General features: G+C 36.1%; 12 protein-coding genes. 7 read left to right on the top strand and 5 right to left on the bottom strand.

The features are described 5' to 3' along the window. Positions 1 to 69 precede the first annotated feature (69 nt). The gene (locus H0173_RS14580; RefSeq protein ID WP_221847263.1) at positions 70 to 774 is read left to right on the top strand and encodes a response regulator transcription factor; all 705 of its coding nucleotides are present in this window, start codon (positions 70 to 72) and stop codon (positions 772 to 774) included. Further along, positions 764 to 2,173, top strand: coding sequence for a sensor histidine kinase (locus tag H0173_RS14575; protein ID WP_221847262.1), 1,410 nt, complete (start codon positions 764 to 766; stop codon positions 2,171 to 2,173). The genes H0173_RS14580 and H0173_RS14575 overlap by 11 nt, the downstream gene beginning before the upstream one ends. 176 nt (positions 2,174 to 2,349) lie before the next feature. Here H0173_RS14575 and H0173_RS14570 read toward each other — a convergent pair whose 3' ends face one another. The 3 genes from H0173_RS14570 to H0173_RS14560 form a co-directional block, all read right to left on the bottom strand. Beyond that, positions 2,350 to 3,693 (bottom strand): hemolysin family protein, encoded by a 1,344-nt coding sequence (locus H0173_RS14570; protein ID WP_221847261.1) that lies wholly within the window; start codon positions 3,691 to 3,693, stop codon positions 2,350 to 2,352. 62 nt (positions 3,694 to 3,755) lie between these two features. Beyond that, the gene (locus tag H0173_RS14565) at positions 3,756 to 4,157 is read right to left on the bottom strand and encodes a MerR family transcriptional regulator (RefSeq protein WP_221847334.1); all 402 of its coding nucleotides are present in this window, start codon (positions 4,155 to 4,157) and stop codon (positions 3,756 to 3,758) included. Between the two features lie 356 nt (positions 4,158 to 4,513). Continuing rightward, entirely contained in the window at positions 4,514 to 5,815 is a 1,302-nt protein-coding gene (locus tag H0173_RS14560) for a hemolysin family protein (RefSeq protein ID WP_221847260.1), read from the bottom strand. Between the two features lie 247 nt (positions 5,816 to 6,062). Between H0173_RS14560 and H0173_RS14555 the strand changes: the two genes are divergently transcribed. Together H0173_RS14555 and H0173_RS14550 are read left to right on the top strand one after the other, a co-directional pair. After that, positions 6,063 to 6,458 (top strand): ArsR/SmtB family transcription factor, encoded by a 396-nt coding sequence (locus H0173_RS14555; RefSeq protein WP_221847259.1) that lies wholly within the window; start codon positions 6,063 to 6,065, stop codon positions 6,456 to 6,458. Further along, positions 6,427 to 8,556, top strand: coding sequence for a heavy metal translocating P-type ATPase (locus tag H0173_RS14550; RefSeq protein ID WP_313770651.1), 2,130 nt, complete (start codon positions 6,427 to 6,429; stop codon positions 8,554 to 8,556). The genes H0173_RS14555 and H0173_RS14550 overlap by 32 nt, the downstream gene beginning before the upstream one ends. Positions 8,557 to 9,313: 757 nt before the next feature. On the opposite strand, the gene H0173_RS14545 is transcribed toward H0173_RS14550, so the two are convergent. Further along, positions 9,314 to 9,853 carry a GNAT family N-acetyltransferase gene (locus H0173_RS14545; RefSeq protein WP_221847257.1) on the bottom strand — a complete coding sequence of 180 codons (540 nt, stop codon included), beginning with the start codon at positions 9,851 to 9,853 and terminating at the stop codon, positions 9,314 to 9,316. 148 nt (positions 9,854 to 10,001) lie between these two features. Continuing rightward, positions 10,002 to 11,135 carry a histidine kinase N-terminal domain-containing protein gene (locus H0173_RS14540; protein WP_221847256.1) on the bottom strand — a complete coding sequence of 378 codons (1,134 nt, stop codon included), beginning with the start codon at positions 11,133 to 11,135 and terminating at the stop codon, positions 10,002 to 10,004. Positions 11,136 to 11,393: 258 nt separating this feature from the next. Between H0173_RS14540 and H0173_RS14535 the strand changes: the two genes are divergently transcribed. The 3 genes from H0173_RS14535 to H0173_RS22775 are packed head-to-tail and all read left to right on the top strand — an operon-like array spanning position 11,394 to position 13,809. Then, positions 11,394 to 11,618: a FeoA family protein gene (locus tag H0173_RS14535; RefSeq protein WP_221847255.1), complete on the top strand. Its 225-nt coding sequence runs from the start codon at positions 11,394 to 11,396 to the stop codon at positions 11,616 to 11,618. Continuing rightward, entirely contained in the window at positions 11,618 to 13,621 is a 2,004-nt protein-coding gene (gene feoB, locus H0173_RS14530; RefSeq protein WP_221847254.1) for a ferrous iron transport protein B, read from the top strand. The genes H0173_RS14535 and feoB overlap by 1 nt, the downstream gene beginning before the upstream one ends. Next, positions 13,528 to 13,809, top strand: coding sequence for a FeoB-associated Cys-rich membrane protein (locus tag H0173_RS22775; protein ID WP_396021238.1), 282 nt, complete (start codon positions 13,528 to 13,530; stop codon positions 13,807 to 13,809). The genes feoB and H0173_RS22775 overlap by 94 nt, the downstream gene beginning before the upstream one ends. Positions 13,810 to 13,916: the final 107 nt, after the last annotated feature.

The following is a 13,916-nucleotide window of genomic DNA, read 5'->3' as shown; positions in this document are numbered from 1 at the left end:
ATTGTAAAATAGGAGAAGATTCGATTACATTTAAGAAAAAAGTATTTAATATCGGTAGGTGCATTTTAAATGAGGATTCTCGTTGTTGAAGATAATGAAAGTGTTTGTTCTATGCTAGAGATGTTCTTTATGAAGGAGGGGTATGAAGGAGTTTTTGTTCATAATGGACAAGATGGCTTTGATCGATTTAATAAAGAAAAATGGGATTTAATTATTGTAGATTGGATGCTTCCAATAATGGACGGTGTCACGCTTTGCAGAAAAATTCGTGAGCTTAGCGGGGTGCCAATTATTATGCTGACTGCAAAAGATAGTGATTCTGATCAAGTCCTCGGCCTTGAAATGGGTGCTGATGATTATGTCACTAAGCCTTTTAGCCCGCTTGCCCTAATGGCAAGAATTAAGGCTGTAACGAGACGCTATCAAACAGATATCTTTGAGAATAAAGAAGAAGGGGATGTGATTACGAGTCAGTATTTTAGAATTAGCAAGGATTCACGCGAGGTTTATTTTAATGGGCTTCCTCTTCAAAATTTAACTCCAAAGGAATTTGACTTGCTCTATTATTTTGTGAAAAATCCAAAGCAAGTATTTTCACGGGAGCAGCTATTAGATCGAGTATGGGGCTATCAATTTTATGGAGATGAACGAACAGTAGACGTTCATATTAAACGATTAAGAAAAAAAATCGGTACCCCAGATCAGCCATTTATTCAAACCGTTTGGGGAATAGGCTATAAATTTGATGAAACGGTTGCTCGTAATGAGGATTAAGTTTTTTTACCAGCTGTTAATTAGCCATATTAGTATCCTAATACTAGCTTTTCTTATTTTGAGTGTGTCCTTTTCACACTTTGTTGAGAGCTATATTTTTCAAAATAAGGTTGAAGAGCTTGAAGGATATGGAGAGCAAATCTTAACGGATTTAACAGTAAGAATTGAGGGGGATGAACAATTCCTTAATGAATATAGTCAGCTGTTAAATACGAGGCATATTAAATATATTCTTTTTAACTATGATGGGAAGGTCGTTTATCCCAAATTGCAAAGCTCTCCATTAATTCAATTAACAGAATCAGAATGGGCTGAAATCTCTAAAGGGAATACAGTTTCCGTTAAACATGATATTAAACGTTTTGGTCAGGAAGTTTCACTTGTAGCTGTCCCATATATGCATGGTGAACATTTAGGCGGGGGGATTCTCTTGCTCGCCCCTATCACTGGAACAATGAAAATGATCAGTCAATTAAACAAGTTTTTATTGTATACAATTGTGATATCTTTGTCGGCTTCTATCCTGATCAGTCTTGTATTTTCAAAAAGTTTGATTAAACGCATTAAAGATATTCGTAATGCGACTTCCATGATTTCTGCAGGGAATTATAATGTTCATGTTCCTGAATCATCGATAGATGAGATCGGACAGTTGGCTAGAGATTTTAATCATATGGCAGCCAAATTGAAGGAATCACATGAAGAAATTGAAAGACTTGAAAACAGGCGGAGAAAATTTATTGCAGATGTATCACATGAGATGAGAACGCCGCTAACAACCATTAGCGGTCTAGCGGAAGGAATAAAAAATCACTTAATACCTGAAGAGGGTATTGAACAGGGCATGAACCTTATTGATCGTGAAGCAAAACGACTTATTCGTCTTGTTAACGAAAATTTAGATTATGAAAAAATCCGTTCAAACCAGCTAAAGCTAAATAAGGTAGAAATCAATCTATTGGAAGTGCTTGAAATAGTTAAAGAACAGCTGATCATGCAAGCTGAGCAGAAAAAAAATCATTTAGAAATTTATTGCGATGAACGAATTAATGTGATTGCAGATTATGATCGGCTCATCCAAATTCTCATAAATATTGTAAAAAATAGCAATCAATTTACGGAAAACGGAAAAATATATTTAACAGGCTATGAGAAAGAAAATGAAACGGTGATTGAAATAGAGGACACAGGGATTGGAATTGACCCGGATGAAATTGAAGCGATTTGGCACCGCTTTTATAAAGCAGATGTTTCAAGAACAGGTGAGGCATTTGGTGAATTTGGCATCGGTTTGTCAATCGTAAAGCAGCTCGTACAGCTTCATAGCGGACGAATAGAAGTAAGCAGTAAAAAGGGAATCGGAACAAAATTCACTATTTACTTTCCGAAAAACAATTAAAAATCGGGTCAGCTCCTTTTCAGGGGCTGACCCGATTCATTTTGAGAACTGGCTAGCTCCAGCGCCTACCCCCTCGAGGTCACAAGCCGTTCCTCCCAGAAAGGTAAAGAACACCTTTCCGTGAGGACCGTCTTGTGCTTGTCGGGGGTGAGCAAGGCGCTTGCGCTTTTCTTGTCTTATACAACTTGTGATTCAGTTAATGGAAGTGTCTGTGGTTGTTCATTTTCATTAAGCTTTGTCACTTCAATATACTTAATGTGATGTTCTTCCATGTCAATGATCTTAAAGGCATAGGAATCTAAGCAAATGACGTCACCTTGCTTGGCTTCGTAATTTTCTGTAAGAATCCATCCGCCAATCGTATCAACATCTTCATCATTAATATCAATATTCAGCAGTTCGCTTACTTCACTGACAAGTGTTTTAGAGTCGATAATATAGTGCTCATCGTTAATCTTTCGAATTTCTGGCACTTCATCCATATCGAATTCATCGCGAATTTCACCAACGATTTCTTCGATAATATCTTCAACCGTTACAAGCCCGGAGGTACCACCATATTCATCCATGAGGATCGCCATATGAATTCTTTCCTTCTGCATTTTAAGAAGCAGATCATGAATTGGAATTGTATCAATAACGCGAATAATTGGACGAGTATAAGCTTCGAGCTTATTTGAAGTCAACTGTTTGTTTTTAATCAGATCAGTCATAACTTCTTTAATATTAACTAAACCAATAATATGGTCTTTATCGCCATCAATAATTGGATAGCGTGTAAATTTCTCTTCATAAACCGTTTGCAAAAAGCTTTCAAGCGTGTCATCTTTTGAGAATGAAACAATCTCGGTCCGTGGAACCATAATTTCTTTCGCAATCCGGTCATCAAAATCAAAGATTTTATTTACATACTTAAACTCAGATTGGTTGATTTCGCCACTTTCATAGCTTTCAGATAAAATGATGCGAAGTTCTTCTTCAGAATGGGCTAATTCGTGTTCAGAAACAGGCTTTAATCCAAATAACCCAGAAAATAGGCGAGCTGATCCATTTAATGCCCAAATAGCCGGATACATGATCTTATAGAATAAGATTAATGGACGGGCAGTCAACAATGTAACTTTTTCTGCCTTTTGAATTGCTAGAGTTTTTGGCGCCAATTCCCCGACAACAACGTGTAGGAAGGTAATGATCCCAAAGGCAATTCCAACCGAAATAATATGTGATGCTGAACTTGGCACATGTAAGCTATTAAAAACGGGGCGAAGCATATGGGCAATTGTTGGTTCTCCAAGCCAACCGATTCCAAGAGCCGTAATGGTTATCCCTAATTGGCATGCTGACAAATATTCATCCAAATTGCTAATCACTTTTTTTGCTGGGATTGCACTTTTATTTCCTTCTTCGATTAATTGATCAATTCTTGAACTTCTTATCTTAACGATGGCAAATTCTGAAGCAACAAAAAATGCCGTCAAAGCAATTAAAATGGCTATAATAACCAAGTTTAATATGTCCAAATAATTTCCTTATCCCGATTAGATTCGGGTAAGGAGTCACCTCCTGAAATAGTAGAAAATTGTTAACTTGTTAAGCTGACAAGAGATTTTATTAATGTATTGCCCTCAGTATTAAGCTTTTTTGAGAGGTCATCTTTTTGTTCTTCATCTAGACGGTTGATCAGTGGCAGCAATACAGCAATTTCATTATGAAGCTGCTTAATTTGCTGTGTAACTGCATCAATTTGTCTCTCAACATCCCTTGTATGCATAACAGTGTTTGATCTTAATTCTAGTTTTCTCTTAATCTCGTCTAATGGAATATGCATCGTTTTGCATTCTTCAATAAATCTTAAATCGGAAAGCACCTCTTCAGAATACATCCGATAATTGGATTTTGTTCGCTGTGCTACAATAAGCCCAATGTTTGTATAATAATCTATAGTACGTTTTGACACGTTTGCAAGCCTAGCTAATTCACCGATGCGATAAACTGCCCCATCCTATCACCCCATCAATAATTAATAAACTGCTGAGATTTTCGGGTTTAATTAACATTAAAGTCCAGCTTTTAAAAAATCTGGATCTGCAGCTGCATCTAATAAAAGTGAAAAAACCCATCTCTAACATTCTAGTACATTTAAAATTGAGTACAGCTCCCTAAGCTTATTATATGTTAGGGAAAACCATACAGTCAAACGTAACAGTTTAATAACATTTTATTACTTTAATTTATTTACAACATATCACAAATATGTATTTGAATTTTCAGAAAATAAATAAAAGAACAGACCGCAATTAGGAAACAAAGTAAACATTAGCGTTCCTAATGGTCTATTCATCAAAGTGCTGTTATTGATTTCTTCACTTCAATATAAAGAATATGATGACCTTCTATTTCTTTTATAATAAATTCATATCCATCATGCGCAATGCTGTCCCCTGGCTCAAGATCAAATTTTTGTGTAAGAATCCACCCTCCGATTGTATCTACTTCTTCCTCGTTGATATTAGTTCCTAATAAATCATTCGTTTCAGATATAAGAAGCTTAGCATCCAATATATAATGATCCTTGTCCAGCTTTTGGACGAAAGGAAGCTCATCGGTATCAAACTCATCACGAATTTCACCGACAATCTCCTCAAGAATATCCTCGGCTGTAACCAAACCTGCTGTTCCGCCATACTCATCAAAAAGGATTGCCATATGAGTCCTTTCTTTCTGCATTTTTAACAGCAGGTCATGAATGGGAACCGTTTCAATGACTTTAATAACTGGCTTAATGTATTGCACGACTGTTTTTTCTTCTTGGCATTTATTGCGAATACAGTCAGTTAAAATTTCTTTGACATTAATAAGGCCGAGAATGGTGTCTTTATCACCTCCAGTAACCGGATATCTTGTGTATCGTTCATTCATAATGATGTCCAGTACTTCAGAAAGAGTGGCATTTTCATCAATGCTTACGATTTCAGTACGAGGAACCATAATTTCCTTAGCAATTCGATTATCAAATTCAAAAATATTATTTACATATTTATATTCTGACTGATTAATTTCTCCACTTTTCAAGCTTTCCGAAAGAATAATTCGCAGCTCCTCTTCAGAGTGTGCTATTTCATGTTCTGAAACAGGCTTTAAGCCAAACAGACTCGAAACAAATCTTGCTGAGTGATTTAATGCCCATATAAATGGAAACATGATTTTGTAAAACCAAATTAGCGGCTTTGAAAAACTCAATGTAATAGCTTCTGCTTTTTGGATGGCAAATGTCTTTGGAGCCAATTCGCCAATAACGACGTGTAAGAAGGTAACAAGAGAGAACGCTATAATAAACGATATGATATTTGTAAGAGACGTTTGTAAATTGAGCTTTACAAAGATTGGATGAAGCAAGCTTTCAATTGTTGGTTCACCAAGCCAGCCCAGCCCTAAAGCAGTTATAGTAATTCCAAGCTGACAAGCAGATAAGTATTCATCAAGATTGGAGGTTACTTTTTTTGCAGCTTGAGCCTTTGGATTCCCTTCCGCAATCAATTGGTCAATTCGGGAAGAGCGAACTTTAACCATAGCGAATTCGGAAGCAACAAAAAAAGCTGTTAGTGCAATTAATAAAAATAGAAGAAAAAGATTAAGCAGCATAAAATAGGTCCCTACAATATGTAAGGAGCGTTCACCTCCTTTGAAATTTACTTTTCCCGAAACGAACTATATTTATTAGAAAAAGGAGCCATTCTAGATATATACCTATATGTACAATGAAAATAAACATATCATCGTGCTTTACTATCTTTTTGAAATAAATAAAAGATTTTGCAAATTTCTTTGACAGTAATCGAAAGTATAGAATAAACTAATATTCAAATATACATTTGAATGTTGGTGAGAAATGAATACAGAACAGGATGTTTGTGAAATTACTTGCGTGGATGAGGAGAAGGTGGAGCGGTTAAAAATAAAGATAACCGATCAGAATACAAAAGATGTAACGAAAATTTTCAAGGCTCTTGCTGATGTTACTCGTATAAAGATTGCATATGCATTAGTCCTAGAGGAGCCTTTATGTGTATGTGATATGGCTAATATTGCTGGATGTTCTATTGCATCTGCATCACATCATTTGCGAACACTTAGAAAACTTGGCCTCGCTAAGTATGAGAAAAAAGGCAAGCTAGTCTATTATTCGCTAGATGATGATCATGTCCGCCAGCTCATCAAAATTGCATTTATCCATCAAAAGGAGGTGGCTTTGCGTGGAACAGGCAATCGAAAAGGAATCGAATAAGACTGTTTACCGTGTTCAAGGATTTTCTTGAATTAGCTGCGCCCAAAAGTTCGAAAAGAACGTTAAGCACCTGGATGGTGTGATTGATGCGAATGTTAATTTTGGAGCTTCGAAGCTAACGGTTTATGGTGAAACAACAATACAAAAGCTTGAAGAGGCAGGTGCCTTTGAAGGTATTAAGCTTATTCCTGAGAAAGAAAAGGTGGAATTTGTAAAAGTCCCTTTTTATAAAAAGAATTGGAATGTGCTGCTTGCATGTGTTTTCCTTTTAGCTGGCTGGCTAATTCAATCTAATTATGGAGAAGGATATATCGGGTCTGTTATCCCATATGCTTTATCCATAATTATTGGCGGCTTCAACCTTTTTAAGACAGGAATACAAAATCTCTTCAGACTGCAATTCGATATGCGAACATTAATGACGATAGCGATTATCGGCGCAGCACTTATTGGAGAGTGGGGAGAAGGGGCAACTGTTGTTATTCTATTTGCGATTAGTGAGGTGCTTGAGGCTTACTCCATGGATAAAGCTAGAGCATCGATAGGAACGCTGATGAATATTGCCCCGAAGGAAGCACAGATCAAACGATACGGAAGGGAAATGTTCATCCCTGTGGAGGATATTCTTATTGGGGATATTATGATCGTAAAGCCGGGGCAAAAAATTGCGATGGATGGAACAGTTCTAACCGGAACTTCGACTGTTGATCAGGCTCCGATTACAGGAGAGTCCATTCCTGTTAACAAATCGATTGGTGATGAAGTATTTGCCGGCACGTTAAATGTTGAAGGACTACTAGAAATTACAGTAACAAAAACGATAGAGGATACGACACTTGCAAAGATTATTCATCTTGTTGAAGAAGCCCAGGGAGAACGAGCTCCATCCCAGGCGTTTGTCGATAAGTTCGCTAAATATTACACGCCTGTCATCATACTGATTGCCTTCCTAGTCGCAATTATTCCTCCGTTATTATTCAATGGAAATTGGGATAAGTGGATTTATCAAGGCTTAGCAGTTTTAGTCGTCGGCTGTCCTTGTGCACTTGTTATTTCAACGCCAGTATCAATTGTGACAGCAATAGGAAATGCCGCGAGAAACGGTGTTCTTATTAAAGGCGGTATTCATTTAGAAGAGGCGGGAGCATTAAGAGCGATTGCTTTTGATAAAACTGGCACATTAACTAAAGGAATTCCAGCAGTTACAGAAATCCTCACGTACCATCATGCGGGAAAAGGAGAGCTATTGAGGGTTGCAGCCGCATTAGAGAAAGGCTCTCAGCACCCACTTGCAAAAGCGATCATGAATAGGGCTGACCAGGAGGAAATTTCTTATAAAAGCATTGAAGTGTTTGATTTTACTTCAATAACAGGAAAAGGAATTAAAGGTCAGATCGATGAAGTGAATTATCTGCTTGGCAGTCCAAGGCTATTTGACGGGCATCCTGACATTAAATCTGTTTCTGCTGACATTTCAAGATTAGAAAATGAAGGTAAGACGGTTGTGATACTAGGGAATGAGGATACAATGATCGGAATAGCTGCAATCTCTGATGAAATAAGGGAGAGCAGCAGAGGGGTCATTCGAAAACTTCACGAATTAGGTATTGAAGAAACAATTATGCTGACAGGCGACAATCATGGAACTGCCAATGCGGTAGCTGAGCATATTGGAGTCAAAAGTATCGCAGCTCAATTGCTTCCAGAGGATAAATTAACTTATATCCACGAGCTTCGTTCTAAATATGTGAATGTTGCTATGGTGGGGGACGGTGTGAACGATGCACCAGCACTTGCTGCTGCTACCGTCGGTATTGCAATGGGCGGTGCAGGGACAGACACTGCACTTGAAACCGCTGATATTGCCTTAATGAGTGATGATTTAACGAAACTGCCGTTTACTATAAAATTAAGCAGAAAAGCACTAACTATCATTAAACAGAATATTATTTTTTCGATTGGTATTAAGCTCCTGGCATTAATGCTTGTCGTTCCTGGCTGGCTCACCTTATGGATTGCCATATTTGCTGATATGGGGGCTACTCTAATTGTCACATTAAATGGTTTAAGACTGCTAAGAGTCAAGGGAACAAAATAATATGCAATTTTCTAAAAAATAAGTAGTTCCTATAAAATGGAGGAAATCTAAAAACGCAGCACAAATAACATAAGATTTCGTAGCATTGAATAACAAGTAAATAACAATATCAAAAGCTTGGGTTTTCCAAGCTTTTGTCTTTTTTATGCTTAAAGGAGAAGTTGTAAAAGTTCATTAGCGAGTTTGAAATAAGCGAAGAAATTTCTCTTAATTAGGAAATAGCACTGAAAATAGCTTAAAATAGACGGAAAGATTCCGACTATTGACTTGAAAAACGTGAAAATGAGTAATATTGCTTTGCTTAATCGGAAAACCTCCGCTTATATACCTCGAACCGAACTCTATTCTGCTGTCTAACCGGAAAATCTCCGTTTATTTTAATTATCTTTGGTTACTAAAAAAAAGACATCAATTACCTACTTAAGAAAAAAATCAACATAGTAAATACCAGATGAATTAACAAAGTAATTAGGACGTTGACATCAACAATTGTCAAGATATTTTTTAGTTTGCAATTTCGCTTGCTAAGTAAAGTTGTAAAATCTCATAATCGTTGATATATAAGAGGATAATAGGAAACCAAATCATATGCGATTTGGTCTGCTAATTAGCATATTATTTGGTATGTTTCTCCACCGAAACGGAACTACTTATCTAAAAGATTGTTGCTTTTTTCAATAATAAAATCACAAAGTGGATTGGAGCAGTATAAGAAAACAGCAAAATAAGAAGAAGGTCCTCTAAAATGGACCTTCTTCTATTTCCAATCCCGTGCAAGCATTCCGTAAACAACTAAATCATGATAATGATCATATAAAAATTCAACGTCTCGAATAATTCCTTCTTGAACAAATCCTAATCTCTCCGGAATAGCGCGGCTTTTCTTATTGCCGACTCCACAGCGAATTTCTATTCTATTTAAATTTAAATCTAAAAATGCATAATTTACGAGTGCTTGGACCGTCCTTGTCATGATTCCCTTACCTTCAAAGCCTTTACCAAGATAGTAGCCAATACTAGTCTGTCTATTATTCCAGTCAATGTTATGGAAGCCAATAGAACCAACAAGCTGGCCTTTATATCGGATGCCGGTATTAAACCCGTTATTATCTGCAAACTGTCTAAGCCAAATCGGAATAATCGCATGGTACTGAGCAGGGGAGGTCATATTATCCACCCAAGGGAGCCACTCTCTTAAATGATGTCTATTACTATCTACTAAATTGTAAAGCTCTTCAGAATGATGCAATTGAAATAGCTGAAGCTCAATGTCCTGATCAACTTTTAAGACGAACATGATAAAACTCCCCTTTTTTGGTAAATTGAGATTATTCCCCATTTTAATCTGAAAGTCTATAGAAGTACATAAGATTTTTCCAAAGGGGCAGGAGTTATACCTAATAAACAAAATACAAATGAACAAAAACCGACTCATATTGATAGAGTCAGCCTTGTCTACTTTTGGAGATTGGGAGGATAATGCTAAATACAGTTAAGTCTCCTTTTGTTTCACACGCTAGAGTTCCTTTATGTTTTTCAATAATTTCTTTACAAACAAATAATCCTAATCCAGTACCGAGTGATTTTGTTGTGACGAACGGCTCGAAGATTGATTTTACTAGATGTTGTGGTATTTTTGGTCCATTATTGGCTATTTCCAGCCTAATAAATGAATTCTCTTGGAAATGGCTTGATATTTTTATTAACGGTTCTGGTGAATATGCATGTAGGACATCGATCGCATTAAAAATAATATTAATGAAAACTTGACGAATTTCATCGGCATAGCCTAAAAGAAATATTTCATCATCTATATATTTCTCAACTTTTACCTTCCCGTCCAGAATACTAGGGTATAAGAAGACTAAAACTTCTTCAATGATTTCATTTAGTGAAAATCTGATTTTCTCTTTACCGATTAATTCCTTCTTTGAAAGTAAAAGAAATTGGGATATGCGAAAATTCAATTGCTCTAATTCAATTGAAATAATATCTAAATATTTCAATTCTGGATTCTCAGCTTTTAATAATTGAATGAAGCCTTGCACAGAGGTAAGCGGGTTTCGAAACTCGTGGATAAAACTAGATGTCATTTGCCCTAGCAGTGTTAGACGATCTTTATGACTCGTATCAATAAATTGAGTTTTCTCTTCTATAATTTGATTTTTGGCGTCACTATAATATGTAACTGAAAAATATAAAAACTGATCAAAACAAAATTGAACCTTCTGTGTATACTCCTTTAGTTCCTCCAAATCAAGATCCATCTTATCCAGGCTTTCTTGAAATATTGATCTTCCCAGATTGACGTTATACACAAATTCCCCAATATTAATGCCTGCCTTTAACCGTTGATCCGCTATGGAAATGGCAAATTTACGAATCATTTTTACTAAATCCTCTTCTTTGCTCGAAAAGCACTGAATAAGAAGATAAAACATTACTTCTCCATTTTCTTTCATTCGATCTTTAAAAGGATCATCTGTTGATACTTGAATATTTTCTTCCCATACATCTAACATATTTAGTTTTTCTTTGTACAGTATCTCAACAACCTGCTTACTGGATTTCGTTAACATTAGTCTCTCCATTCTTTATCAATAAAAATATCATCTACCATAGTTATATAAACTTCTACTTTTTTTGAGAATTTCCTTTGTCGAAATAAAACGAATAAAAAAACAGTTCTTCGAGACTACTCTTTCTTTGTCATAAAAGGGGAGATTGATCTAAAAATGAAAGATTTATGTATTTTTTAAAAAACCCTTTTCAGAGAGTTTTTTTATAAAGTATAATAAAGATAATCATTCTCAATTATAAAGGATCTGGTGTTTATTATGCTTGGAAATATGAAAAAAGGTGAAAAAGGCCGGATTGTAAATATATCTGATATTGATCGACTAGTGCAGCGCAGACTGCAGGACATGGGCTTTATTGAGGGGACGGAAGTTTGTGTTAAATGTGTTATGCCTTTTGGAGGCCCAGTCATGATTGAAGCTTGCGGGCAATGTGTTGGTATCCGCAAAAAGGAAGCAAGTCAAATAGCAGTGGAGAGATTATAATGGATATTGCATTAATCGGGAATCCAAATACCGGTAAGACCTCACTTTTTAATCATTTAACAGGCTCCTATGAATATGTCGGTAACTGGAGCGGGGTTACAGTAGAAAAAAAGGTAGGGGTACTAAAAAATAAAAAAGCAAAGCTAATTGATTTGCCCGGTATTTACACTTTAAATCCATTATCAAAGGATGAAGGTGTTGTAACGAAGTTTTTCTTATCAGAATCAGTAGATAAAATGCTAAATATATTAGATGCTTCTCAATTAGAAAGAAATTTGCATTTAACCATTCAGCTATTGGAGTTTGGCAAGCCGGCAGTGATCGGTCTTAATATGATGGATGTTGCCAAAAACAGGGGAATCCAAATTGATTCTGAACAGCTATCAAGAACTTTAGGAATTCCTGTTGTACAGATTACAGCTAGGACAGGAAAGGGATGTGATCACCTCGCTGATTTGGTTACAGGCGGAGTATCCCCTTACCCGAACAATCAGATTGTAGATTATGGCATCGAGTTAGAACAATCAATCAAAGAGTTGGCAGATCAAATTGAATTGAAGGGCGGAGATTTTTCTCGCTGGCTTGCTCTTCAATTGTTTGAAGGTAATCAGTATGTGAAGGAATATTTAGCAGGCTATATAGGCGATGAGGCACTTTCACATTTTGTTAGCGATGTAGAAAAGACAATATATACAAACTACAAAACAACTTTAGATCGTTTTATTTTTGAAAAAAGAAATACATTTATTCAAAAGGTCTTAAAGGAATCTAATATTACAAGAAGCGAAGAGAAGACACCGCTATCTGAAAAAATAGATGTTATTCTCACTAATAAATTCTTAGGTCTCCCTATCTTTTTATTATTTATGTATTTGTTGTTTATGCTCACATTTAATGGTCTTGGTACCCCATTATCTGACCTTTTAGACAGCTTCATAACAGGTGTATTTTCTGACAGTGTTGGACACTTGCTGCAATCTATCGGTGCGTCTGAATTTATTCAATCATTAATTCTTGATGGAATTGTTGCTGGAGTTGGAGGAGTACTTGTATTTGTACCGCAAATTTTTATCCTTTTCTTTTTCATTTCTTTCCTTGAAGATTCAGGTTATATGGCTAGAGTTGCATTAGTCATGGATCGAATAATGGAAGCAGTTGGACTAAACGGAAAGGCCTTTATTCCAATGATCATTGGTTTTGGCTGTAATGTTCCAGGAATTATGGCGGCAAGGACAATTGAAACACCTAAGGAAAGACTTCTGACAATATTGTTAACACCATTAATGTCCTGCTCAGCACGTTTGCCAATCTATGCACTTTTTATCGGCGCATTTTTTGCTAAAAATCAAGCTTTAGTTGTACTGTCTATTTATGTAATCGGTATTGCTGTTGCTCTTATTTTGGCAAAGATTTTTTCGTCAACGATTTTAAAAGGAGAGACATCAATATTTGTAATTGAACTTCCACCATATCGTCTTCCGCAATTTCGTACATTGTGGAGAAGTACTTGGGATAAAGGGAAGGGCTTCGTTAGAAAAGCAGGAACATTCATTTTTGCAGGCTCTGTTTTTATTTGGCTTTTATCCTATGCAGGACCTGGCGGATTAGCCGTTGATATGGATGATAGTTATTTAGCTTCCATTGGGGGTATTCTAGCACCGATATTTCAGCCGCTTGGGTTTGGTACTTGGCAGGCCGGTGCTTCATTAATTACTGGCTTTCTCGCAAAAGAAGCAATTATTTCAACGATGAATATCATTTATTTCGTTCCTGATGAGAGCAGCTTACAGGCTCTCTTATCCAATTATTTCACACCACTGTCAGCTTTTAGTTTCATGATTTTCATTCTATTGTATATTCCTTGTCTTGCTACAACAGCGACGATATACAAAGAAACTAGATCGAAGAAATGGACGGTTTTCTCGATTGTATATGCATTTGTTATAGCATATGTATTATCATTGATTATCTTTCATGGCGGCAAGCTGCTTGGATTTCATTAAACGGGGTGAGGGAAATGGTTATAAATATATTGATCGGACTTATTATTTTTGGATATGCAGGCTGGACCTTGTTTAAATTTATTAATAAATCGAAGCAAGGCAAATGCGCTAGCTGCGCAATAAAAAAATCATGTAAAAGCTCATGCAGTTCAGTCTACGATAACACCAATCATTCAATTGAACGATAATATTTTTTGAAACTGCTTTATTAAAAGCAGTTTTATTTTTATTTCATTTATGAATTCTTTCTTTTATAATGAAAGAGGCAGTGTAAAAATACACTTATATTAAAGGA

It is taken from the genome of Bacillus sp. S/N-304-OC-R1 (assembly GCF_019749375.1).
Lineage (GTDB): Bacteria > Bacillota > Bacilli > Bacillales > Cytobacillaceae > Cytobacillus.
Note: the sequence above shows the minus strand (reverse complement) of the source record. Positions and strands in the feature narration are given on the sequence as shown.

Coding starts and splice junctions, on each gene's coding strand:
- H0173_RS14580 (WP_221847263.1), top strand. CDS start 70: ATGAGGATTCTCGTTGTTGAAGATAATGAAAGTGTTTGTTCTATGCTA.
- H0173_RS14575 (WP_221847262.1), top strand. CDS start 764: ATGAGGATTAAGTTTTTTTACCAGCTGTTAATTAGCCATATTAGTATC.
- H0173_RS14560 (WP_221847260.1), bottom strand. CDS start 5,815: ATGCTGCTTAATCTTTTTCTTCTATTTTTATTAATTGCACTAACAGCT.
- H0173_RS14555 (WP_221847259.1), top strand. CDS start 6,063: ATGAATACAGAACAGGATGTTTGTGAAATTACTTGCGTGGATGAGGAG.
- H0173_RS14545 (WP_221847257.1), bottom strand. CDS start 9,853: ATGTTCGTCTTAAAAGTTGATCAGGACATTGAGCTTCAGCTATTTCAA.
- H0173_RS14540 (WP_221847256.1), bottom strand. CDS start 11,135: ATGTTAACGAAATCCAGTAAGCAGGTTGTTGAGATACTGTACAAAGAA.
- H0173_RS14535 (WP_221847255.1), top strand. CDS start 11,394: ATGCTTGGAAATATGAAAAAAGGTGAAAAAGGCCGGATTGTAAATATA.
- feoB (WP_221847254.1), top strand. CDS start 11,618: ATGGATATTGCATTAATCGGGAATCCAAATACCGGTAAGACCTCACTT.
- H0173_RS22775 (WP_396021238.1), top strand. CDS start 13,528: ATGGACGGTTTTCTCGATTGTATATGCATTTGTTATAGCATATGTATT.